Below are 21,362 nucleotides of genomic sequence, written 5' to 3' on the forward strand. Positions count from 1 at the left end.
AACATTTTTTCTAAAATAAGCAAATAAAAATTAAAGTAACAAAATAGTTATGACACAAGTAAAAGAAATAAGAATAACAATATTATTTTACTTATATTTTGAAACTTGTGAGAGTTTGTCATTCGTGCTATAGTTGAAAAGTAACAAAAATAAATTTTATTTATGATGTACCTTTAGCTCAGTTGGTTAGAGCAGACGGCTCATAACCGTCCGGTCGTAGGTTCGAGTCCTACAAGGTACATAAGAGGTTGTGAAAAAGCTGCCCTGCATCAAGTAATAAGAACAGCCAAGTAAAAACAGCTTCTTATGTTTTTACTTGGCTGTTCTTATTACTGCAGATGCAAGCTTTTGAATACCGTTTAAGGAAGAGGTTGTGAAATCAGCGTTTTGACCTGAGTATTAGCTTAACAAACGGAAAAATAGTTCCTCATATTTTGCCGTTTGTTAAGCTAATACCGAGGGTCAGCTGATTGAACACCATTTAAGAAAGAGGTCGTGAGCCTGCCGTTTCACTCTGTGTCATAAAAAAGCCAATCTACTTTGATAGAAAAAGCACGTAGGACTAAAACAGTTCTGCGTGCTTTTTTTATTGTGTGTTAAATATCGTAAATGAAGATAGATATTTTTATGATTCGACGATAGAGACGTTGAAATCTTTCAACAGCTCTAAAGCGGATTCTCCGTGTTTTCTACTGGAGACTAACATTGGATCAACAAAAAAGTCTGCTTCAGGAAAAGCACTCTGCAGGCCTATCAGATTAGAGAGTACACACAAGTTTGTTTCAATCCCGACTACTTCGATCTCTTTTTGTTCTTCTTTGCTTTCAAATAAAGTTTCCTGGATTTCAGCTAAAGTTTCAGGTGGAATCGTAAAGTAATACTTTTTAATCACTCGTTCATTTTCTTGTGGAGAAAGAAGAGGGATCAATTGCAAATCTTCTCGTTCTTCTTCTTTGTCCTTCAGTTCAACTGGTATATCCCGTGTGAAGAGAATATATTCATTATTTTGGCGTGCTTTAGCTAATCTTTGAGCAATACGTTCTGCCAATTGATCTGACTCTGGAATATAAAATTCGCTGTTTGGATCAAGAATATGATTTTGCATATCAATAATAACTAACATTTTCTTTCCTCCTACATTCATATCGTCATTTTATTCTTTTTAATAGAAGTTTTTTAAAATATAAGCAACACCAGCTTCTTCATTCGTCAGTGTTACTTGGTTTGCAATTTCTTTTACTTGTCGCTGTGCATTCCCCATCGCAATACTCAACCCGCTGTAATTCAACATAGCAATGTCGTTTTCTTGATCGCCAAAAGCCATGATGTCACTCGATTCGATTCCAAGGTAATCCGCCAGAAAAACAAGTGAATGAGCTTTAGTGATACCTGTAGGCGTGATTTCTAAGAAATGCGGATCAGAGAATACTGATTGGATACCATCTGCTTGCAGATCTCTTTGTAGCTTCTGTAGTTTTTCTTCACTCTTATCTGTTAATGCTAATTTAAGATAGCTAAGAGAAGGATCTTCCAACATATTTAAAATTTGATCAAAAGAATGGTTCTGTAAATTGAAATGTTCATAATAAGGGTCATCTTTGACTAGATTTGATTCATCGAATGTCAGCTGATCATCTTGGGTTTCTCGGCTAGCAATGATGGATATTTTCGCTTCTTGAGCATAGAAGAAGGCTTTTCTCAGTGTATCGCTATCTATTTTTGAACGTCTGAGAACTTTCGCCATTTTTCCATCCTTCATTTCAGCAATCAGTGAACCATTGGAAGAAATCAAATAGCCACCGATTCCTAATTCGGAAAAAATATCTTTAGCAGAAATGCTGTTCCTTCCGGTAGCGACGGTTACGATTCCGCCATTTTCATCAAATTTCCGAAGTGCTTGGATATTTTCTTCTGGTATCTTTCCATTTCGATCAAGCAAGGTACCGTCTAAATCAATCGCTGCTAGTTTCATTTTATCTTCCTACTTTCTTTTTACATATCTATTTTCCTGTTACCTTAAGATTAAATGAGAATTTAAAAAAATGAAACTAACTTGCTTTGTCATTATGAATTTTTTCAAAAAACATTCTTAAGAAAAAGGTGGCTATATATAGTAGTTTTTGGTCAATACCTTTGAATAAAAAGCCATGAAAAACGAATAGTTAGCGCTTACCAATGCGTTTTGTGATAAAAAAATTTTAAAATATTCAATGAAAACAAAGCATATATTTTGCTTTAAAACCAAATGAGGAATATTCTAGATGTAGAACAGGTTAGAAAAAGATTAGAAAAAGGAGTGATTTTGATGGAGAAGAGATACGGCGTAGTTCCTGTGGTAACTGCTTCAGACGAAAATTATGCTCCTTACTTGAGCGTGATGATCGCAACTGCATTAGAAAATTGCAATAAAACAAGACGCATAAAATTTTATGTGATTGACGATGGTCTATCAGAATATAGTAAAGAAGGATTGGAAGAAACGGTAAATAAATATTCAAGTAATGCAAGTATCCAATTCCTGACAGTGGAAAAAGATATCTACGAAGACTTCCTAGTCAGTGACCATATCACAACTACCGCTTACTTAAGAATTTCTTTACCAAACTTATTAGCTAAAGAGGATTATAAGAAAGTCCTTTACTTAGATTCAGATGTGTTAGTACTAGACGATATCGTAAAACTATATGATGAGCCGTTAAATGGAAAAACAATCGGCGCTATTATCGATCCAGGCCAAGTGAAAGCTTTGGAAAGATTAGGAATCGATTCCGATGACTTGTACTTCAATTCAGGAGTGATGGTGATTGACATTGATCAATGGAATAAAAAAGAAATTACAGAAAAAACTATCCATTACCTCAGTGAAAATGGCGATCGAATCATCTATCACGACCAAGATGCTTTGAATGCTGTACTTTATGAAGATTGGGAACAACTTCATCCAAAATGGAACATGCAGACTTCGCTGATTTTTGAACGTCATCCAGCACCAAATGAAAAATATGAACGTCAGTATAAAGAAGGAAATGAAAAACCTTCGATCGTTCACTTTACAGGACATGATAAACCTTGGAATACGTTGAAAGATCATCCGTATACCAATTTATACTTAAAAAAATTAGCACACAGTACTCTAACGAAAGTAGGCGAGATCAATGAATAAAAAAGAAATAGCAGTAGTCGCAAGTTGTAACACAAAATTCGTACCACATTTAGCTGCATTATTTGTCTCAGTATTAGATAATTGCAACCCGTCTAAATTTGTTCGGTTCTATGTGATTGACGATGATATCGATTTTGAAAGTAAACAGCTTTTACGCTTCTCAGTGAAAAACGCACGAATGAACTCAGATGTGGAATTCTTGAAAATCAATAAAGAATTCTTTACAAATGTGGTAATCAGCGATCGTATTCCAGAAACAGCTTATTATCGTATTGCGATTCCGGAATTATTCCGCGGCACAGAAGTTGAACGTATCTTATATATGGATTGCGACATGATCGCTTTACAAGATATCTCTAAATTATGGCGTCTTGACTTCGGTGATTCAATCGTAGCAGCTGTTGAAGACGCTGGGTTCCATCAACGACTGGAAAAAATGAAAATTTCAGCTAAATCAATGCGTTATTTCAACTCAGGTTTGATGCTGATCAATGTGAAAAAATGGTTAGATGAAAATATTACGCAAAAAGTATTAGATTTCATCGAACATAATCCAGAAAAATTACGATTCCATGACCAAGATGCATTAAATGCTATCTTACATGACCGTTGGTTACCACTTCATCCGCGTTGGAATGCACAAGGCTATATCATGGCAAAAGCAAAAAAACATCCAACAGCAGCAGGTGAACGTGAATACGAAGAAACTCGCAACAATCCTTACATTATCCATTTTTCAGGACATGTGAAACCGTGGAGCAAGGATTTTGAAGGGCCAACGAAGAAATATTACGAAAAATATGCAGGGATGACGGCTTTCCGTTGTGTAGCTAAATTCCCTAAATATCCAAAATATGCAAAAGTTCAACCAAAAACAGATGTAGTTGTTAAATAATAGAAGACAACAACTGAAGAGGGGGAGTAGGAATGGAAATTACAATGTCTAAAAATGCAGTAGAGACGTTAATTGAAAAGGTTGGGGAAAATACAAAAATCGCACTCGCGCTTATCAATGATTCCGATCCATTTTTAAGGGACAAAGGTGCTTTTGCAAAAGGCAGCTTTTTTCAAATCATTCCTTTTGTTTCGGAATTTGGAGAATATGCGACTAAAATCGAGCATCCATTATTGGACATCTATACATCTAAATTAGAGCAAAATTATTTCGGTAAACGATTGAACATGGACTTCAACAAACAGCTTGACAGCTTTTCATTAGAAAATGAAATCGCAGTACTCGATTATAATATCAAATTAAAGAACTGCTTCTTCAGCTAATAGTTTCGAGAAAGTCCAAAAAGGAGGTATACATTGAGATACTACTTTGTGGATGAAGAAAAGAATGTAATAGAAACAGATGAAAAAAAATATAATTGGCTCGTACTTGATAGTGCAAAGCCCGAAGAGATTGAGCAAGCAATCGAAGAATTCGAGCTTCCTGATGATATTTTCGTAGGAACCGAATATCCGGAAGAAGTTTCTCGGATGGAGCGCCTTTATGAGACGAAACTAGAGCATCCATTTTCTTTGGTAGTGATTAATCTAGATCAGTCAGATAATCGTATCGAAAAAAAATTAACGCCAATATCTTTTGTACTTTCCGATAATCTCTTGATTACTTGTATCGATAGAAAAACCGAATTTGTGGATCGGCTGCTGACAAAGCATGGAAATCATTTAAACTCGTTTGAAAAGATCATCACGTATACATTATTAGATATTTACACCCATTACGTGAAAGAACTAAGAGAGATGAAAAAGCGAATTGACGCTTTGGATAAAGCAGCTCGTAAAACAACGGAAAATGAAGAACTGTATAAACAGGCAGATCTTGAAAGAGACATCGTATATATCGATCATACCTTAAGAGATCAACGGGAAACAATGGATCAATTATGGAATTCTGAAACTTTCATCAAACGTTTAGACGATGAACAGCTACTCTATGATGTCCATTTGAGACAGCGACAAACAGAAAAAATGATCGAGATCTATCGAGATTTATTAGAGAGTATTGGTGATCTATTCAACGGGATGATGGACAATAATCTAAATCATATCATGAAATATCTAGATTCAGCTGCATTAATCATTTCCGTTCCGGCGTTGTTCGCAGGGATTTGGGGAATGAATACAGGAGGATTACCGGGTAAAAGTTCTGCTCTAGGCTTTATACTCGTAGTCTTTGGCTCTTTGATAGCAGCAGTAGTTTTAGGTTACCATTTATACCGGAAAGATTATACAAATTAAAGAATCTATTTAAAACAGGTATCAAACAAAGAAATTTGTTTTGGCAATACAATTTAAAAACTAGGAGGAATACAGCAATGACAGAACCAAAATTAATCGACCCGCGAAACTTGTACCATACGGAGAAATTTCCTAAACAAGATCAGGATACACCAGCTTTACAGCAGAATATGATTCCTGTTCCTGATTGTGGAGAAGAATCCTATGAAGGCAATAATCAACTAGAAAACCGCCGTGTACTAATCACTGGTGGAGATTCAGGGATCGGTCGTGCAGCAGCGATTGCATTTGCTAGAGAAGGGGCAGATATCGCTCTTCAATTCTTCCCAGGAGAAGAAAAAGATGCAGAGGAAGTAGCAAAATACGTGAAAGTTGCAGGACGTAAGATTGTCTTACTACCTTTTGATCTTCGTGACGAACAAGCACCTAAAGAAATCATAGATAAAGCCGTGAGTGAACTTGGCGGGCTAGATACGATGGTACTAAACGCAGGACAGCAAATTTCTTGTCAGTCTATTGCTGAGTTACCACTTGAGCAAGTCAAAGACACATTTATGATAAACATCATCGCTATGTTTGCTTTAGTGAAAGAAGCTGTTCCGCATATCCCAGCAGGAGGAGCAATCGTAACAACAACTTCTGTTCAAGCATTCAATCCAAGCGAACATTTATTAGATTACGCAGCAACAAAAGCTTCAATCGCTAACTTTACGATCGGTTTAGCAAAACAGCTTGCACCTAAAGGAATCCGTGTAAATGGTGTAGCACCTGGTCCAATCTGGACACCATTACAACTAGACGAAGGACAACCTTCTGATTCGATCCCTGAATTTGGTCAGCAAAGTTTACTAGAACGTGCAGGTCAGCCAGGAGAATTAGCACCAGTTTATGTTTTCTTAGCATCGAATAAAGCAAGTTATGTTACAGCCCAAATTTACGGAGTAACTGGTGGAGAAGCGATCAACTTATAAGAAGTTGATCGTTTCACCCCTATGAGGAGGTGCGAAAATGAATAAAGGTGTAAAAACGATCGGAGTGATCGGAACATTACTTTTGCTATCTGTGCTTTTGTTTGCGATACTATTAAGTGCAACCTATCCATTGCCTTTTCAGCTAGAGAAGTTTCGATTCTTTTCCATCACTAATTCATACGTGCAACAATATGTATTTTGGCTTGCCGTTGCATTTGCTATTTTGACAATTATCACGTTACTTGTTTTCCTGTTTTATCCAAAAACAATCGGAAACTTTCTACTGAAACATGGTGATGGGGAGTTGACGTTGGATAAAAAAGCAATTGAAGGAATGGTTCGTTCTCACTTGCATGAAGATGAATTCATCCATTCACCAAAAGTAAATGTCAAAGCAACGAAAAACAAGATCGCCGTCAATGTAAAAGGGGAGTTGAAACGAACTTCAGCACTCATTGGTAAAACAGGAACATTGATGAAAGAAATCGAAAATGAAGTACAACACATATTGGGAACAAAAGAGCCAGTGAAAGTATCGGTGAAATACACAGGCTTTGAAGAACCAGCTAAACGAAGCAATGACCGCAAACGAGTAGAATAGGGGGGGACCAAAAATGAAAGAACTATTTTCGACATACAAGCTCCCTATCATCTTTGGGGTACTTGGATTGATATTAGCCGTTTTATGGATCACCGTGGGCTTTTTCAAGACCTTATTGATCTTGATCATGGCAGCGATCGGCGTCGCTATCGGTTTTTATCTGAAACAAACGAAAATCTTAGATCACTATTTTAAATCTTAGGAGGAAACATCCATGAATAACAATAACAAAAATAATAACAATAAAATGAACAACCAAAAACCAGTGTCTGCACATCCAGACCCAACGACACCAAACCAATCAAATGGTGTGAACGATGAAAAGAACAAAACAGCACCAGTATCTGCACATCCAGATCCAGTAGTCCCTAACGTTCAACAAGGAGTAGAAGAGAAGAAACATGATGCAGAAAAGCATGCACCTCATCATCCAGGAACTCCAGAATCTAAAGTTCCAGAACAACATGATGCAATCGATCCTTCTAAACCTGTGGAAGAGCAAAAACATCCTTCTGACCATGCGAAAGCACAAGAAAAACTTAGTTCTGACCACACAAACGGACAAGGAAAACTTGGTTCTGATCATACAAATAACCAAGGAAAGCATGATTCTGAACAGGAAGATTCAATGCGCGGTGAGCTGAATTATGAAGATAAAGTTGTGCAAAAAATCATCGGAATCGCAATTGAACAAGTAGACGGTTTATTATCTGCAAACGGTGGTTTCTTCTCTAATGTGGCAGGAAAACTTGTGAATACAGATAATGTAACGGCTGGGATCGAAACAGAAGTCGGTAAAAAACAAGTAGCAGTTGATATGGATGTCATTGTGGAATATGGCAAAGATATCGAAAAAATCTTTGAAGAAATGCAAGAAGTAATCGGCAAAGAAGTAAAAAATATGACACATTTAGAAGTGATCGAAGTCAACGCTAACGTAGTGGACATCAAAACAAAAGAAGAATTTGAAAAAGATCAAGAAACGGTGCAAGACAAAGTAACTGACGCAGCGAAAAAAACCGGTGAATTTGCTTCGAATCAAACAGATAAAGTAAAATCAGCAGCTGGAAGCGGCGCACAAAAAGTAAAAGAAAATACAGAACCACGGGTTCAGTAATAAGGAAGTAAAACATTAGGAGGAACGAAACATGGGATTTATTTGGTCACTTATCGTCGGAGGAATTATCGGAGCAATTGCAGGAGCAATCACGAATAAAGGTTCTTCGATGGGGATTATTGCAAATGTCGTAGCAGGTTTAGTTGGATCAGCACTTGGTCAAGCATTATTAGGTTCTTGGGGACCAAGTATTGCAGGAATGGCAATCGTGCCATCATTGATTGGTGCCATCATTTTAGTACTAATCGTATCATTCTTTGCTCGAAAACTGTAAAAAGACTTTTAAAAAGAGGTCGTGAAAAAGCTGTTCTTCATCAAGTAATAAGAACAGCCAAACAAAAATAGCTTCTCATATTTTTCATTTGGTTGGGCATATTATCGAAGATGCAAGCTTTTGAACACTGTTTATACGGAATAAGAGGCTGTGACAAGACTTTTGTCACAGCCTCTTATTTATGCGGGCAAATTCCCAATTAGATTTTTAAAAGTTTTTCCTTAAATGTGTCTTTATTGATACAGAGAAGCTTCTTTAATAAAACAATGCCTCCCTAAATTTTCTTGAGATAGGAAAGGTGAACATACAAAATAATACGACCACTTTGAAAACCCAGATGATCCACAAATGGATCGTATGATACTGATGAAGTAAAAAGCAATGGATCAGAAACTCAAAGAGATTGAAAAAGACAAGGAAGAAATAATATCTCTTTTTTACTCTTGTCTGTTTTAGCCAATAATAGCTCGTAAAGTAATCTAGACAAACAAATAGAAGTAAACAAAGTTTCGTAAGAGCAGCAATCGTATCATGTTGCTCTGCTAGACGATTGACGAGCAGGAAAAATGTTGGTAATGGAATATAGATCACGAGTAATGAAAGAAAAAAGTAAACAATAAATGGCATACTATTCCTCCTAATTGTGTGAGTTCGCCCTCATTTTAAAATAACGATATTTGTTTGTGAAGCTTTTTCGTGTCGTAACAAATGTTATCTAATGTATTTTTAAATAAATAATCATTATTATCAAAATAATGTTAAAAATAAAAAAGAATTGTCCATCACTGTTATTCAAATCATTTTATCAAAACTACATAGTAAATGTTAAAAAGCAACATGACATAATATATAGAAGGCTTTACAGTATATATGGGAGCTTACTAAAAAAGAATGGAGTAAGAGTTAACACAATGGGCCATTAGCTGAAGTTTTAAGCACTTCAAGGTATGAAACAGAATGGCCTGTAATACTACATGATTATTTAGACTGCTCAAACTGCTATCAGTCTGGTGGAATGAATAAAGTATTATACTAAAAGCAGATCCAACTACAACGTAACAGGAAACCAGTTGTATCAGGAAAAGTGATAATACATGGAGAAGAAAAGGCCCCCTTTGTATGAGTCAGTACATATCTTATTTATAGATAAAACGGTATTCAATCGAAATAAAAAATCTGAATAATAGACGTAAATAACTTCTAAAAGTCTCACACATCTATCATTCAGATTATTTTTTATTTACTGTTTGTTCTACTTTATTTTATTCTTCTGGTATAGTATTCGAGTCATTTTTATAGGTCAACAAATCACCTGGTTGACACTCCAAAACTTGGCAGATTTTTTCGAGAGTGGAAAAACGGATGGCTTTTGCTTTTCCATTTTTTAGAATAGAGATGTTTGCCATCGTAATGCCCACTTTCTCACTCAATTCAGTCACACTCATTTTTTTTTGAGCTAATACTACATCTAAATTAACGATAATTGCCATGTCGCACCTCACACTGTCAAATCATGATCTGTCTTAAGTAAAATCGCATGTTCAAGCAGTTTTTCCAGCACGCTTGTTAATGTGTATACTGCAAAAGGAATGAATACGACAGCGATTCCTACCAACATCAAACCTGGAGCATCGTCTAAATCCGCTACTTTCATAAATTTAGGAAGTAAGCCAAAAAAGGCGAAACCAATAAACAAAATGGTTCGTTCGATTTTTTTTAGTATGTTTAAGCTTTGAGTGGAAAAAGCTTGGTTATCTTCGATTTTTTTCAATAGTTTCAATAAGAAATAAGCAATAACGATCCCTAGGAGAAGGGCAAAGTAAATGACAGAAACAAATAATGTGGTCTGCCAATCAAAATTGAATCCTTTTTCGCTTGTAGCGATCTGAGTATAAAAAAGTACGCCGAACAAAATAAATACGGCACTTATACCTAAAACGACAAATTTTAATAGCAATGTTTTAAATTTCATTTTTATCCCTCTTTTATCTTTGATAGCTAAAATATAGCAGAATAATTATTGTAAAACAACTATTTTTTATCGAAAAACAATAAAAATATATCGTTTATAAAAAATGATAGAGTATGAAGGTGTGGAGTGCATTTAACAGCTTTTTTTGATTGTAAGAAACATTTAAAACCAGTTATTTTAGATTCTATGTGTGTCTCTTCTATAATGCTAGTTTAGATGCCTGGGATTATATTGGACAATACAGTTGGAGGATTTTTTATTATCTAGCGAAGAGAAGTGTAAGTTAACAGAACTGTATGAGAAAAAAGACAACTACGTAGTAGCTAACCGATTCATTAATTTTTTCAAGTTCATGTTTATTTACGTATCAGAATTTTTCTTATTCAATGGTTTGGTGTAATCACCACTTATTTGTCCTTTATTGCTTATACAATGTTATACAAAAGGAAAATCAAGCATTGACGCATGGGGTGGTACTATCTAGCTGAAATAGCTTAATAAGCGCAAGTAGATGCATTGGATTAGTTTATAAATCAAAAGTGTTAGAGGTATTAAGAAGAAGTAGAAAAATAAAATGGATTGCCGAATAAAAAGTACCATAAATCCTAAAACATGTGCCAACAGATAGATGGCACATGTTTATTTTTTTCGATAATTTTGTAACAAAAATACGAAGATGAAAAAGAATAGAGATTCCCATAATGTAGTAGTCCAACTGAATTCTTTACTGATACCAAATACCATATTTCCTAGATTTGATACAATCAAATAGCCAATCGTTATGATCAATGAATAGTACAATCTTTTCATCATAGGACATACCTCGTTTTTATTTATAAGAATAGTATAAACCAAAGAAGTGAATAAGAAAAATGATAATATAAAAATAAAGTAAGAACGCATTAAAGTAACTAAAGTTATTTATTGTATTTTTTAATTCTCCGAAAAAATTTAATAAATAAATAGAATCTTGTAATAATAACTGAGCATAATCTTTGCAATTTTTAATCTTGAATAATATCCTTTAAGTATAGCCAGCAATCAAAAGTAAATAGAGAATAAGTAAGCAATTGTTATTTCAGTATCAGACTGGCAATAAAACGCCGTTATGATCCAGCAATGTTTGGTAGCGCTTTATTTACTGATGCTATGCTAACTGTTCGCTATCTATACTGTGATTGTCGGTAGAGTTATTTACAGGGTAAAAATAAGTTTATAGGAGGTGGAAAATGAATAAGGGGTTAAAAATAATCGGTGTTATCATGAGTTTACTGCTACTTTCAGTATTTCTAGCGATTGCGTTGATCAATGCGCCGTATATTATGCCTGAACAATTGGAACGATTTCGCTTCTTTACTTTAACGAATTACTACATGCAACAATATATTTTCTGGGCAGCTGTAGTATTTGCCGTTCTTGCTATTATCATCTTGCTAGTCGTTCTTTTCTATCCAAAGTCAAGAGGAACTTTCGTTATGAAACGGGAAGATGGCAAACTAACAATCGACAAAAAAGCGATCGAAGGGTTGGTACGTTCCCATTTACACGAAGAAGAGTTCATTCATTCACCTAAAGTACGGATACGTTCAACGAAAAATCGAATCCATATCCATGTCAACGGAGACTTGAAACGAACTTCTTCATTAGTAGGGAAAACAGGTGTATTGATGCAAGATATCGAAGAAGAAGTAACTAAAGTACTCGGAACAAAAGAAACGGTCAAAGTGGCAGTCACATACAGCGGTTATGAAGAACAAGAAGATACAAGAGACTACAAGCACTCTCGAGTGGAATAGGAGGGCCAAATAATGAAAGAACTATTTTCAGCATACAAGCTCCCTATTATCTTTGGGGGTCTTGGACTACTGCTAGCTGTTTTATGGTTAACGATTGGATTTTTCAAGACATTGTTGATCATAATCATGACAGCAATTGGCGCAGGAATCGGTTTTTATTTGAAACAGTCAGGAATAGTTGATCAATTTTTTAAATCATAGGAGGAAACAAAGATGGAAAACAAAAACATGAATACAACAAATGGATCAGTTTTGGCAAATGAAAAAGGAGAAAACCGCATGATGAATGGTGAATTGACTTATGAAGACAAAGTCATCCAAAAAATCATCGGTTATGCATTGAAAGATGTAGATGGTCTATTGACATTAGATGGCGGATTTTTCTCAAATATGGCTGAAAAATTAGTCAACACAGATAACGTAACAGCAGGTATCAATACAGAAGTAGGTAAGAAACAAGTAGCTGTGGATCTAGATGTGATCGTAGAATACGGTAAAGACATCGAAGATATTTACAACCAAATCAAAGAATTGATCAGTACTGAAGTAAACAATATGACACATTTAGATGTTATCGAAGTGAATGTGAATGTTGCAGACATCAAAACACAAGAAGAATACCAAAAAGATCAAGAAACAGTACAAGACAAAGTAACAGAAGCAGCAAAATCCACAGGACAATTTGCTTCACGCCAAACAGATAAAGCAAAATCTGCTGTAGGCAAAGGTGCACAAAAAGTCAAAGAAAATAACGAACCACGTGTACAATAAGAAGTAAGAAGTCAGTTAGGAGGAATTTAAAATGGGATTTATTTGGGCATTAATCGTCGGCGGTATCATTGGAGCAATTGCAGGAGCAATCACGAATAAAGGATCATCAATGGGGATCATCGCAAACATCATTGCTGGTTTAGTAGGTTCAGCAATTGGACAAGCTTTACTAGGAACTTGGGGACCAACAATTGCAGGAATGGCTATCATTCCATCATTGATCGGTGCAATCATTTTAGTATTAGTCGTTTCATTCTTTGCACGTAAATTATAAGCAAATTGAAGAAAAACTTATGTTGAAATGAAGAACAAATTTGAGAACCGTAGCGACACTCGCTGCGGTTCTTTTTTATATATTTTATATGAAGTATTCTTTATTCCTTATGAAAAAATATCTTTAAAAATAAAAAAAGACGAAAATAAACGGTTTTCTATAAAAAGAAGACCGTTTATTTTTTGTCTTTATTTGTGTGAAAAACGAAAAAGAGCACAACACATCAAGCTTTTATTAATTGTCTGTCTTTTATAAATGCAAGTATTAATTCAAAAAAACAGAAGAAAAAAACAACTACACCTTCTTTTATACTCGTAATCGTAGAAAGGAGGCGAAAAAAATGAATACATTACCTATCAATACAGGAGATACAGCATTCATGATTTTATGTACAGCAATGGTTTGCCTGATGACTCCTGGTCTAGCTTTTTTTTACGGCGGATTAGCACGGAAGAATAATATACTAACGATCATGTCTCAATCTTTTCTCTCCGTTGGGATAACAACGATTATGTGGGTATTTGGTGGATTCGGATTGGCCTTTGGACGGGATATCGGCGGTGTTATTGGAAACCCGGCAGATTTCTTTTTGATGAGACATGTTACAAGCTTCCCCAACATGTTTCATGGTGCAACGATTCCATTTTTAATGTTCTTTCTTTACCAACTGATGTTTATCGTGATTACCGTTCCTTTGATGACAGGAGCTTTTGCAGGGAGATTGAATTTAAAAGGCTATATTATACTTGTTATTTTTTGGAATCTGCTGATTTATTTCCCTGTTTGCCACTGGATATGGGGTGGCGGATTTTTGGATCAGATGGGATTTAGAGATTTCGCTGGTGGAGCAGTCATCCACACGACAGCTGGATTCGGCTCTTTAGCATGTATCCTCACACTTGGTCAAAGAAAGATTCCTTTAGGAGAAAGAAGTCAGCATAGCAGTCTTATGGCAGCTGCTATCGGTACAGGACTGCTTTGGTTTGGCTGGTTCGGTTTTAATTCCGGTGGTGCACTTCGAGCAGATGAACAAGCAGTCAATGCATTTGGTTCAACATTCATCGCTCTTGCATTTGCGATGATTACTTGGCTGATCATTGCAAAAGTAAAAGGAAATGGCTTTGATTTTGTCGACGTACTAACAGGATCCGTTGCTGGATTGGCAGCCATTACGCCTTGTGCCGGTTATGTAGAAGCAAAAAGTGCCATGCTGATTGGGATCATTGCGGGTATCGTCTGTCATGCTGCTGTTGATTTTCGTAAAAAGAAACAATGGGATGATGCACTTGATGTGTGGGGTGTTCATGGCATGGGCGGATTCACAGGTACGATTCTGATAGGGATCTTTGCATCTAACAGCCATTTACTAACGAATCCAAGCAGCTGGTACTTCTTAGGGATTCAAGTGATTGGTGTCATCATTACTGCCGTGTATGCCTATGTGCTGACAACAGTGATTTTAAAATCGGCGATGCACTTTACAACGATCACTACTACAAAAGAAGAACAAGAAGAAGGATTGGACTTTTTCTTCTTTGGCAACAAACTCAATTGAAACAAATTCAAATAGAAAAGAGGAAGATTCATGCAACAAAGCAAAACGAAAATTCCTGCAAAAAAATTAACGTTCTTTGGCTTTTTGGCTATGACCATCTCAATGGTCGTTTCATTATATGAATATCCCACATTCGCGACCTCAGGCTTCAGCTTAGTATTTTTCTTGTTATTAGGCGGTTTGCTATGGTTTATCCCTGTGGCATTGTGCGCAGCAGAGATGGCAACGGTGAAAGGATGGGAAAAAGGCGGTGTCTATACTTGGGTCAGTCGCACATTGGGAAAACGATTCGGTTTTGCCGCAATCTTTTTCCAATGGTTTGAGATAACAGTTGGCTACTTGACCATGCTGTATTTCTTAACTGGTGCATTATCCTATGCAACGGGTATTGGTGCTATACAAAACAATAAATATCTGAAATTGGCAATCCTATTGATTATTTTCTGGGCTATTTTACTCTCACAGTTAAAAGGAACCAAATACACTTCATTGATTGCTCGGATCGGTTTTGTAGCTGGTATCTTGTTGCCAGCATTAGTCTTGTTTGGCTTAGGGATCCATTATGTCGCTTCAGGCGCTCCACTACAAACGATACTGTCTATGAAAACATTGATTCCTGATTTTTCGAAATTGCCTACGCTGGTTGTTTTTGTTTCCTTTATTTTAGCATATATGGGCGTAGAAACATCTGCCAGTCATGCAAATGAAATGGAAAACCCTAAAAAGGATTATCCATTAGCAATGTTTGTATTGGTTATTCTGGCAATCATTTTAGATACTTTTGGCGGATTGACCGTCGCTACTACAGTACCTCAACATGGTTTGTCTCTTAATACAGGGGTGATTCAATCGTTAGAATTCCTATTAAGACACATTGATCCAAATCTTGCATGGATTGCGAAAATTCTTGCGATTCTTGTTTGTTTAGGTGTCATCGGAGAAATTGCTTCTTGGGTAACCTCTCCTTCAAAAGCACTTCACGTAGCAGCAGAAGAAGGATTACTTCCTGAATATTTTGCAAAAGAAAACACACACGGTGTTCCTGCTCATTTGATGATCGCAAATGGGATCGTTGCAACAATCTGGGCAGCCGTCTTTACATTAAGCGGCGGGGGGAATAATCTTTCATTTCTTGCAGCGATGTCATTGACTGTTGTAATCTACCTGATGTTGTACTTTATGTTTTTCGCGGGCTATTTGAAGCTGGTTTTTAAAGATGACAGTCTTGAAAGAGCCTATCAGGTTCCAGGCGGAAAAGTTGTAAAAGTAATCGTTGCTTGTTTAGGTCTTTTGACTTCACTTTTTGCTTTTTGTATCTCATTTGTTCCACCTGCTAGTATCGCAGCTGGACAGCATGGGATTTATGAAACGATTCTGATTGTTTCTTATCTTATCGTCTTAGTTATTCCATTTACGATCTACGCATGCCGTCATAAATTCCAGCATGCAGAAAAATAAAAAATGAAAGCTGGTTATTCAAATGGAAGTAAAAGAATTAGAACAATTGATTGGAAAAAATTTCCACTATTATCAAACAGGACAAGTGGCGGATTACATTCCAGCATTAGCTGAAGTGGATCCCAAACAATTAGGTATGGCGATTTATGATTTGGATACAAAACAACTGATTGAGGGAGGAGACGCCGATGTGCGCTTTGCCATCGAAAGCATGTCAAAAGTTCCCGTATTGTTATTAGCAATCAAAGACAACGGAATAGAAAAAGTCTTTCAAACAATCAACACGGAACCAACCGGTTTTGCCTTCAATTCTATCATGAATATGGAAATCAATCATCGCAAACATCCAATGAATCCTTTTGTTAATGCAGGAGCGATTGCAACAACCTCGTTGATTGCCGGTAAAGATGCAGATGAAAAATTTGAGCGAATCTTGTCATTTATGAAAGAGATCTGTGATGATCCTAATATCACATTGAATGAAGAAATCTATCATTCTGAATCAAGAACAGGTGATATCAATCGCTCTCTTGCTTACTATATGAAAGGTAATCAAATGATCGAAGGAGACGTACCGGAGATACTCGATGCTTATTTCAGACAATGCTCCCTCAATGTCACCGCTACAGGCATAGCAAAATTAGCTGCTGTGCTGGCAAATAAAGGAATTGCTCCTTGGAATGGCAAACAAATCATTACTGAAGAAAGTGCTACAATCGTCAAATCAATTATGACAACTGCTGGTTTGTATGATGAATCAGGAGAGTTTTCCGTCCATGTTGGTGTACCTGCAAAAAGCGGTGTAGGCGGCGGGTTGATGGCAGCTGTGCCAAATCGTTACGGCATAGGTGTCTTCAGCCCGGCACTAGATCCATTTGGTAACAGCGCAGCTGGTATCCAATTGTTGAAAGATGTAGTCAAAGAACTAGACGCTGACATCTTTGAATAACCATTCTTGAAAGAGGCTGGGGTAAAAGTCCAAACGGCTCAAAGCTACCTACAATGAGGCTGAAATTGTGAGCTTGTTTGACTTTTGTCCCAGTTTCTTTTTTTATTGGTTTTTGAAAGGGCTTTTCTAAATAAAAAGGAAACAAAAATACGATTTACAGATATGATTAAATAAAATCATAAGAAAAACTGGAGGCGTGTATCAGGAATGCTGGAAAATTACATCGAGCGAAATATATTTAGAAAAGTGTATCTGTGTGAACAATTATTTGAATTCCAAGAAATAGACATCGAACAAACAGCTATTTCTCTAAGGGTGACTACACCAACGATCCTTCACGATCTAGAAAGTCTAGCCGAGTGTCTAGAATATTGTATAAAAGAACAAGTAAGAGAGAAGCATAAGTATAAACTCGTATTCAAACATGGTATTGCTCTTTCTGAGCTCACACAGTTTCTGTACGGTCAATCTTATTTTTTAAAGTTTTTAAGTTATTATTTTAATGGTATATTCACGAGTACAGAACTGGCTGATCTTGAATTTATTTCTTTGAGCAAAGTATATACAATCAAAAAAATCGTATTGGATTTTTTTAAAGAAAATGATTATTTGAAAAATAAAGAAATCATTATCCCAGAATTTGACTCGCGGAACATCTTGCTAGCTTTAGTACGTTATGTCAATTGGGAAGGCTATGAAAATAAAAATCCGTATGTAGAAGAAGCTTGTAACGAGTTGATTGATTATGTAGAGACTCATTTTTTTAAAAGAAGATATTCGGAAGATGAAAAGTCCTTTATCATACGAGGAATAGAGATCGCAATCGGAAGAAAGGCATTTCCCCTTGGACTGAAAGAAGAAGATAAGAAAAGCGCAGAAACGAAGCCGTTATTTCAATTAGTCTGTCAAGGATTGGAAGAGCAAAAAGGAATTCTAGACTTACAAGAAGAAGATGTCTATTATATTTTTTCTTTGTTCAACAGTAGAAATTATACCAATGAGAACATGGAGCTGTTAAGAAAAGATTTCGAAGTTGTTTATAAAAATTTTGTTCTCAATGACCTATCACTGAATGAATTGATTTTACAGATTATTAGTATCGCTGAAATCGACGATGCAGAAAATTTTATTTTCAAGCAATCCTTTTTACAATTTGTCCGTACGTTGTGGGCAGATGGACAAGTATTTTTACCGGAAAGGATCTATCTTCTATCAGAAAAAGAACAACTTCTGTACGGAAAAATTGTAGAAATATTGGAAGAGTGGAAAAAGAAAAATCAAATCCAACTAAGATGGAATGAAAATTTCATTCGAAAATTCGTCAAAAGTCTTTCTTTGATCAACAGTGAACAAGCGGGGAGACAGGAAATAGAAATTTTTGTTGTTTCAGAAAGTTCAGTCAAACAATTTTTTTATCGAACCCAATTTCATTTGTATGCGGAAGAAGGCATCGCTGAAATAAATCCTATTTTATTTCGTTCATTAGAAGAATTGCCTGATGAATGTCTATGTGCGAAAAAAAGAGTGGTTTTGTGCGATGCTGCTAGCTATCAAAATGGATTAGAAACTGAAAAGACAAAGATCTATCCAATCTCATTAAAAGGTGCAAACATCCATTTGTATCATATTGCTCAGGAACTTCACCTATTAAAAAAACATATTTCTTGATGAGACCTTAATTAGGAGACCTTCTACAAAGCTTTTTAATTGTCTGTAGAAGGTTTTTATTTGAGTCCTGATTCGTGCGAAGATCTACTTATATAACAAGCTTTCTCTGAAATTTTTTTAAAATGCTATTGACTTAGAGTCAACTCTAAGTAGTAGAATAGATAAAGTGTAACAAATCTATTTTCATTAAAAGAAGATAGTACGGAGGAGAGAATGTATTATGAGTACAGTATTACATGTATTGGATGCAATCAATAGCCCCGCAGATGTCAAAAAATTATCTGTTGAGGAAATGAAACAGTTGGCAGAAGAGATGCGCCAAAAAATCTTGCAAAAGGACAGCGATGTAGGTGGGCACGTTGGTCCGAATCTAGGTGTAGTAGAATTAACGATTGCGTTTCATTATGTATTTGATTCACCAAAGGATAAAATCGTTTGGGATGTTTCCCATCAGTCTTATGGTCATAAGCTTTTAACTGGTCGAAAAAATGGTTTTGAAAAAGGACATTACCGTGAAGTGAGCGGATATTCCAACCAACATGAAAGTAAACATGACTATTTTACAGTGGGGCACACATCTACATCTATCAGCTTAGCAACAGGTTTAGCTAAAGCGAGAGATCTGAAGAAAGAATCAGGAAATGTGGTAGCATTTATCGGTGACGGCTCCCTAAGTGGTGGCTTAGCTTTTGAAGGATTGAACAATGGTGGTGTTTTACAATCCAATCTAATCGTATTAGTAAACGATAATGAGATGTCTATTGATGAGAATCATGGCAGTTTATATAAAAACTTAGCTGAGCTTCGTCAAACCAACGGTAAAAGCAGCAATAACCTATTTAAAGCAATGGGATTTGATTATCGTTACGTGGATAATGGAAACGATCTGGAAACGGTGATCCGTTTATTTGAAGAAGTAAAAGATATTGATCATCCGATTGTACTTCACGTCCATACGGAAAAAGGTCGCGGTTATCAGCCGGCAATCGATAATAAAATGAAATATCATTGGCATGTACCATTTGATCTGTCCACCGGGGAGGCAAAGCAAGTAACTTCTGGAGAAACATTTAATATGATCATCATGGATTATTTGGATAAGAAAATGCAAACAAGTACAGCTCCTATTGCCGCAGTCAATGCAGCGATACCAGGCGCCTTTGGACTGAAAACATTCCAAGAAAAACATCCAGATCATTATTTTGACGTGGGGATCGCTGAACAGCACTCTATCACTTTCGCTTCTGCTTTGGCTTCTCAGGGAGTACGTCCAGTCGTCTTCCAATCAAGTACTTTCTTGCAACGGGCATATGATCAATTATCACATGATTTAGCGATCAACGAGAATCCAGTGATTATTTTAGTCGGTGGCGGAACGATCTCAGCTAGTGACCGAACACACCAAGGAACATTTGACATTCCTTACTTATCAAGTATCCCGAACATCAAATATCTTGCTCCAGCAACAAAAGAGGATATGATCTCTATGCTAGATTGGGCGTTCGAACAAACAGCGCAGCCTGTAGCAATCCGAATTCCTACACATGGTGTAGAACATGGTACAGCTATCGCAAATGATTATAGTATTCCAGCCTATCAAACAGTAAATAATGGAGGAAAAGTAGCAATTTTAGCTTTAGGCGGTTTTCTTGAATTAGGAAAAGAAACAGTAAAAGCTTTTAGAAAAAAAGGAATCGAAGCAACGTTGATCAATCCAGGAACGATCACAGAAAATGACGTAGAAACATTAGATAAATTAAAAGAAACACACGAATTAGTCATCACATTAGAAGATGGTAGTTTGTCAGGAGGATTTGGCGAAAATATCAGTCGTTATTATGGTGATTCTTCAATGAACGTATTAAATTTTGGTGCAGAGAAAGAATTCACGGATAGCGTTCCTGTAGGGCAGCTTTATGAACGTTATCATTTAACACCAAAACAAATCGTTGAAGATAGTCTGCGTGTCTTGAATATTCAATAATTCATTATGCTCACCATCCAGATAATTGTTTATACTAGTATCTGGATGGTTTTTTCATTATAAAAAGCAAAGGGGTGGATGTTATGTATCAGCAAGTAGAAGAATATGTCAAAAAGTTCCAAGAAAAATATCCTAGTTATCAATCAGAAAAATTAGGTTTCTTTTCATTTGGGGATACAGAAAAAATGGCAGACGAGTTGAGCGAACTAGTTGTAAAAAAGATAAAGACTGGTACATCAAGTGGTTACGATCTGTATAAACAAGAGAATGAGCCTTTACCAAAAGTTGGTCAATTAGACGTGGTCCTGAATGGAAAAAATGAACCAGTTTGTATCATCAAAAATATAAATGTGACCATCTTGCCTTTTAGTGAAGTCACGAAAGAGCATGCTTGGAAAGAAGGAGAAGGGGATCGGACATTAGCTTATTGGCGGAAAGTCCATGCTGAGTTTTTTAAACATGCTTATAAAGAAGCGTTGAACATAGAATTTACAGAAGAGAAGCTGGTCGTATACGAAGAATTTGAAGTAATTTTCTTTTAGTAAGAAAGGTCTGCTGA

Annotated in this window: 26 protein-coding genes and 1 tRNA gene; 21 read left to right on the top strand and 6 right to left on the bottom strand. The window is 36.1% G+C overall.

Annotated elements, in window-relative coordinates:
- Positions 1 to 167: 167 nt before the first annotated feature.
- Positions 168 to 241: transfer RNA gene (locus PYW34_RS05900), tRNA-Ile, on the top strand.
- Between the two features lie 384 nt (positions 242 to 625).
- Here the strand turns inward: PYW34_RS05900 and PYW34_RS05905 are convergent.
- Both PYW34_RS05905 and PYW34_RS05910 read right to left on the bottom strand, forming a co-directional pair.
- Entirely contained in the window at positions 626 to 1,123 is a 498-nt protein-coding gene (locus PYW34_RS05905) for an isochorismatase family cysteine hydrolase (protein WP_002296667.1), read from the bottom strand.
- Positions 1,124 to 1,162: 39 nt separating this feature from the next.
- Positions 1,163 to 1,972: a Cof-type HAD-IIB family hydrolase gene (locus PYW34_RS05910; RefSeq protein WP_002296669.1), complete on the bottom strand. Its 810-nt coding sequence runs from the start codon at positions 1,970 to 1,972 to the stop codon at positions 1,163 to 1,165.
- Positions 1,973 to 2,305: 333 nt separating this feature from the next.
- Between PYW34_RS05910 and PYW34_RS05915 the strand changes: the two genes are divergently transcribed.
- The 9 genes from PYW34_RS05915 (at position 2,306) to PYW34_RS05955 (ending at position 8,376) form a co-directional block, all read left to right on the top strand.
- On the top strand, positions 2,306 to 3,163 hold the full coding sequence (locus PYW34_RS05915) for a glycosyltransferase family 8 protein (RefSeq protein ID WP_002296670.1): 858 nt from the start codon (positions 2,306 to 2,308) through the stop codon (positions 3,161 to 3,163).
- Positions 3,156 to 4,058 carry a glycosyltransferase family 8 protein gene (locus PYW34_RS05920; protein ID WP_002296671.1) on the top strand — a complete coding sequence of 301 codons (903 nt, stop codon included), beginning with the start codon at positions 3,156 to 3,158 and terminating at the stop codon, positions 4,056 to 4,058. Before PYW34_RS05915 ends, PYW34_RS05920 begins: the two co-directional genes overlap by 8 nt.
- Before the next feature lie 32 nt (positions 4,059 to 4,090).
- Positions 4,091 to 4,441 (top strand): iron-sulfur cluster biosynthesis family protein, encoded by a 351-nt coding sequence (locus PYW34_RS05925; RefSeq protein WP_002296672.1) that lies wholly within the window; start codon positions 4,091 to 4,093, stop codon positions 4,439 to 4,441.
- Positions 4,442 to 4,489: 48 nt separating this feature from the next.
- Entirely contained in the window at positions 4,490 to 5,413 is a 924-nt protein-coding gene (locus PYW34_RS05930) for a magnesium transporter CorA family protein (RefSeq protein WP_002303839.1), read from the top strand.
- Between the two features lie 77 nt (positions 5,414 to 5,490).
- A complete protein-coding gene (locus tag PYW34_RS05935; RefSeq protein WP_002300977.1) occupies positions 5,491 to 6,384 on the top strand; it encodes an SDR family oxidoreductase in 894 nt (297 codons plus the stop codon).
- Positions 6,385 to 6,421: 37 nt separating this feature from the next.
- Positions 6,422 to 6,985, top strand: a complete 564-nt coding sequence (gene amaP, locus PYW34_RS05940; RefSeq protein ID WP_002296677.1) for an alkaline shock response membrane anchor protein AmaP — start codon at positions 6,422 to 6,424, stop codon at positions 6,983 to 6,985.
- Between the two features lie 13 nt (positions 6,986 to 6,998).
- Complete coding sequence (locus PYW34_RS05945; protein ID WP_002291274.1) at positions 6,999 to 7,187, top strand: DUF2273 domain-containing protein; 189 nt, start codon at positions 6,999 to 7,001, stop codon at positions 7,185 to 7,187.
- 12 nt (positions 7,188 to 7,199) lie between these two features.
- Positions 7,200 to 8,102, top strand: a complete 903-nt coding sequence (locus PYW34_RS05950) for an Asp23/Gls24 family envelope stress response protein (protein WP_002296679.1) — start codon at positions 7,200 to 7,202, stop codon at positions 8,100 to 8,102.
- 31 nt (positions 8,103 to 8,133) lie between these two features.
- Complete coding sequence (locus tag PYW34_RS05955; RefSeq protein ID WP_002291278.1) at positions 8,134 to 8,376, top strand: GlsB/YeaQ/YmgE family stress response membrane protein; 243 nt, start codon at positions 8,134 to 8,136, stop codon at positions 8,374 to 8,376.
- Between the two features lie 255 nt (positions 8,377 to 8,631).
- Here the strand turns inward: PYW34_RS05955 and PYW34_RS05960 are convergent, their stop codons facing one another.
- The 4 genes from PYW34_RS05960 to PYW34_RS05975 form a co-directional block, all read right to left on the bottom strand.
- Positions 8,632 to 9,003 carry a hypothetical protein gene (locus PYW34_RS05960; RefSeq protein WP_002295142.1) on the bottom strand — a complete coding sequence of 124 codons (372 nt, stop codon included), beginning with the start codon at positions 9,001 to 9,003 and terminating at the stop codon, positions 8,632 to 8,634.
- A 635-nt stretch (positions 9,004 to 9,638) separates the two neighbouring features.
- Positions 9,639 to 9,866: a helix-turn-helix domain-containing protein gene (locus PYW34_RS05965; protein ID WP_002295139.1), complete on the bottom strand. Its 228-nt coding sequence runs from the start codon at positions 9,864 to 9,866 to the stop codon at positions 9,639 to 9,641.
- An 8-nt stretch (positions 9,867 to 9,874) separates the two neighbouring features.
- Entirely contained in the window at positions 9,875 to 10,348 is a 474-nt protein-coding gene (locus tag PYW34_RS05970) for a DUF2975 domain-containing protein (RefSeq protein ID WP_002295138.1), read from the bottom strand.
- 639 nt (positions 10,349 to 10,987) lie between these two features.
- Entirely contained in the window at positions 10,988 to 11,161 is a 174-nt protein-coding gene (locus tag PYW34_RS05975) for a hypothetical protein (RefSeq protein ID WP_002291299.1), read from the bottom strand.
- 416 nt (positions 11,162 to 11,577) lie between these two features.
- Here PYW34_RS05975 and amaP (PYW34_RS05980) point away from each other — a divergent pair, with 416 nt between their 5' ends.
- The 11 genes from amaP (PYW34_RS05980) to PYW34_RS06025 all read left to right on the top strand — a co-directional run bounded on the left by amaP (PYW34_RS05980) (position 11,578) and on the right by PYW34_RS06025 (position 21,345).
- On the top strand, positions 11,578 to 12,144 hold the full coding sequence (amaP, locus tag PYW34_RS05980) for an alkaline shock response membrane anchor protein AmaP (protein WP_002295947.1): 567 nt from the start codon (positions 11,578 to 11,580) through the stop codon (positions 12,142 to 12,144).
- 12 nt (positions 12,145 to 12,156) lie between these two features.
- Complete coding sequence (locus tag PYW34_RS05985; protein WP_002295945.1) at positions 12,157 to 12,345, top strand: DUF2273 domain-containing protein; 189 nt, start codon at positions 12,157 to 12,159, stop codon at positions 12,343 to 12,345.
- A gap of 12 nt (positions 12,346 to 12,357) precedes the next feature.
- Positions 12,358 to 12,915, top strand: coding sequence for an Asp23/Gls24 family envelope stress response protein (locus PYW34_RS05990; RefSeq protein ID WP_002295944.1), 558 nt, complete (start codon positions 12,358 to 12,360; stop codon positions 12,913 to 12,915).
- Between the two features lie 31 nt (positions 12,916 to 12,946).
- On the top strand, positions 12,947 to 13,189 hold the full coding sequence (locus tag PYW34_RS05995) for a GlsB/YeaQ/YmgE family stress response membrane protein (RefSeq protein WP_002290686.1): 243 nt from the start codon (positions 12,947 to 12,949) through the stop codon (positions 13,187 to 13,189).
- 27 nt (positions 13,190 to 13,216) lie between these two features.
- Positions 13,217 to 13,444 (top strand): hypothetical protein, encoded by a 228-nt coding sequence (locus PYW34_RS13060; protein WP_002295943.1) that lies wholly within the window; start codon positions 13,217 to 13,219, stop codon positions 13,442 to 13,444.
- Between the two features lie 85 nt (positions 13,445 to 13,529).
- Positions 13,530 to 14,744, top strand: a complete 1,215-nt coding sequence (locus tag PYW34_RS06000) for an ammonium transporter (RefSeq protein WP_002296683.1) — start codon at positions 13,530 to 13,532, stop codon at positions 14,742 to 14,744.
- 30 nt (positions 14,745 to 14,774) lie between these two features.
- Entirely contained in the window at positions 14,775 to 16,202 is a 1,428-nt protein-coding gene (locus PYW34_RS06005) for an amino acid permease (RefSeq protein WP_002295940.1), read from the top strand.
- 22 nt (positions 16,203 to 16,224) lie between these two features.
- Entirely contained in the window at positions 16,225 to 17,151 is a 927-nt protein-coding gene (gene glsA, locus PYW34_RS06010; RefSeq protein ID WP_002295938.1) for a glutaminase A, read from the top strand.
- Between the two features lie 207 nt (positions 17,152 to 17,358).
- A complete protein-coding gene (locus PYW34_RS06015; RefSeq protein ID WP_002295937.1) occupies positions 17,359 to 18,819 on the top strand; it encodes a hypothetical protein in 1,461 nt (486 codons plus the stop codon).
- Between the two features lie 220 nt (positions 18,820 to 19,039).
- The gene (locus tag PYW34_RS06020) at positions 19,040 to 20,803 is read left to right on the top strand and encodes a 1-deoxy-D-xylulose-5-phosphate synthase (RefSeq protein WP_002287770.1); all 1,764 of its coding nucleotides are present in this window, start codon (positions 19,040 to 19,042) and stop codon (positions 20,801 to 20,803) included.
- 83 nt (positions 20,804 to 20,886) lie between these two features.
- Positions 20,887 to 21,345, top strand: a complete 459-nt coding sequence (locus tag PYW34_RS06025) for an ASCH domain-containing protein (RefSeq protein WP_002295936.1) — start codon at positions 20,887 to 20,889, stop codon at positions 21,343 to 21,345.
- Positions 21,346 to 21,362: the final 17 nt, after the last annotated feature.

It is taken from the genome of Enterococcus faecium, assembly GCF_029023785.1.
GTDB lineage: Bacteria > Bacillota > Bacilli > Lactobacillales > Enterococcaceae > Enterococcus_B > Enterococcus_B faecium.

What these genes read in the sequence shown, in the direction of transcription:
- PYW34_RS05945 (WP_002291274.1), top strand. Translation starts at nt 6,999, where the DNA reads ATGAAAGAACTATTTTCGACATACAAGCTCCCTATCATCTTTGGGGTA.
- PYW34_RS06005 (WP_002295940.1), top strand. Translation starts at nt 14,775, where the DNA reads ATGCAACAAAGCAAAACGAAAATTCCTGCAAAAAAATTAACGTTCTTT.
- PYW34_RS05965 (WP_002295139.1), bottom strand. Translation starts at nt 9,866, where the DNA reads ATGGCAATTATCGTTAATTTAGATGTAGTATTAGCTCAAAAAAAAATG.
- PYW34_RS05920 (WP_002296671.1), top strand. Translation starts at nt 3,156, where the DNA reads ATGAATAAAAAAGAAATAGCAGTAGTCGCAAGTTGTAACACAAAATTC.
- PYW34_RS05925 (WP_002296672.1), top strand. Translation starts at nt 4,091, where the DNA reads ATGGAAATTACAATGTCTAAAAATGCAGTAGAGACGTTAATTGAAAAG.
- amaP (WP_002296677.1), top strand. Translation starts at nt 6,422, where the DNA reads ATGAATAAAGGTGTAAAAACGATCGGAGTGATCGGAACATTACTTTTG.
- PYW34_RS05910 (WP_002296669.1), bottom strand. Translation starts at nt 1,972, where the DNA reads ATGAAACTAGCAGCGATTGATTTAGACGGTACCTTGCTTGATCGAAAT.
- PYW34_RS05955 (WP_002291278.1), top strand. Translation starts at nt 8,134, where the DNA reads ATGGGATTTATTTGGTCACTTATCGTCGGAGGAATTATCGGAGCAATT.
- PYW34_RS05970 (WP_002295138.1), bottom strand. Translation starts at nt 10,348, where the DNA reads ATGAAATTTAAAACATTGCTATTAAAATTTGTCGTTTTAGGTATAAGT.
- PYW34_RS06000 (WP_002296683.1), top strand. Translation starts at nt 13,530, where the DNA reads ATGAATACATTACCTATCAATACAGGAGATACAGCATTCATGATTTTA.
- PYW34_RS05935 (WP_002300977.1), top strand. Translation starts at nt 5,491, where the DNA reads ATGACAGAACCAAAATTAATCGACCCGCGAAACTTGTACCATACGGAG.
- PYW34_RS13060 (WP_002295943.1), top strand. Translation starts at nt 13,217, where the DNA reads ATGAAGAACAAATTTGAGAACCGTAGCGACACTCGCTGCGGTTCTTTT.
- PYW34_RS06015 (WP_002295937.1), top strand. Translation starts at nt 17,359, where the DNA reads ATGCTGGAAAATTACATCGAGCGAAATATATTTAGAAAAGTGTATCTG.
- PYW34_RS05905 (WP_002296667.1), bottom strand. Translation starts at nt 1,123, where the DNA reads ATGTTAGTTATTATTGATATGCAAAATCATATTCTTGATCCAAACAGC.
- PYW34_RS06020 (WP_002287770.1), top strand. Translation starts at nt 19,040, where the DNA reads ATGAGTACAGTATTACATGTATTGGATGCAATCAATAGCCCCGCAGAT.
- PYW34_RS06025 (WP_002295936.1), top strand. Translation starts at nt 20,887, where the DNA reads ATGTATCAGCAAGTAGAAGAATATGTCAAAAAGTTCCAAGAAAAATAT.
- PYW34_RS05915 (WP_002296670.1), top strand. Translation starts at nt 2,306, where the DNA reads ATGGAGAAGAGATACGGCGTAGTTCCTGTGGTAACTGCTTCAGACGAA.
- PYW34_RS05985 (WP_002295945.1), top strand. Translation starts at nt 12,157, where the DNA reads ATGAAAGAACTATTTTCAGCATACAAGCTCCCTATTATCTTTGGGGGT.
- PYW34_RS05995 (WP_002290686.1), top strand. Translation starts at nt 12,947, where the DNA reads ATGGGATTTATTTGGGCATTAATCGTCGGCGGTATCATTGGAGCAATT.
- glsA (WP_002295938.1), top strand. Translation starts at nt 16,225, where the DNA reads ATGGAAGTAAAAGAATTAGAACAATTGATTGGAAAAAATTTCCACTAT.
- PYW34_RS05950 (WP_002296679.1), top strand. Translation starts at nt 7,200, where the DNA reads ATGAATAACAATAACAAAAATAATAACAATAAAATGAACAACCAAAAA.
- amaP (WP_002295947.1), top strand. Translation starts at nt 11,578, where the DNA reads ATGAATAAGGGGTTAAAAATAATCGGTGTTATCATGAGTTTACTGCTA.
- PYW34_RS05990 (WP_002295944.1), top strand. Translation starts at nt 12,358, where the DNA reads ATGGAAAACAAAAACATGAATACAACAAATGGATCAGTTTTGGCAAAT.
- PYW34_RS05960 (WP_002295142.1), bottom strand. Translation starts at nt 9,003, where the DNA reads ATGCCATTTATTGTTTACTTTTTTCTTTCATTACTCGTGATCTATATT.
- PYW34_RS05975 (WP_002291299.1), bottom strand. Translation starts at nt 11,161, where the DNA reads ATGATGAAAAGATTGTACTATTCATTGATCATAACGATTGGCTATTTG.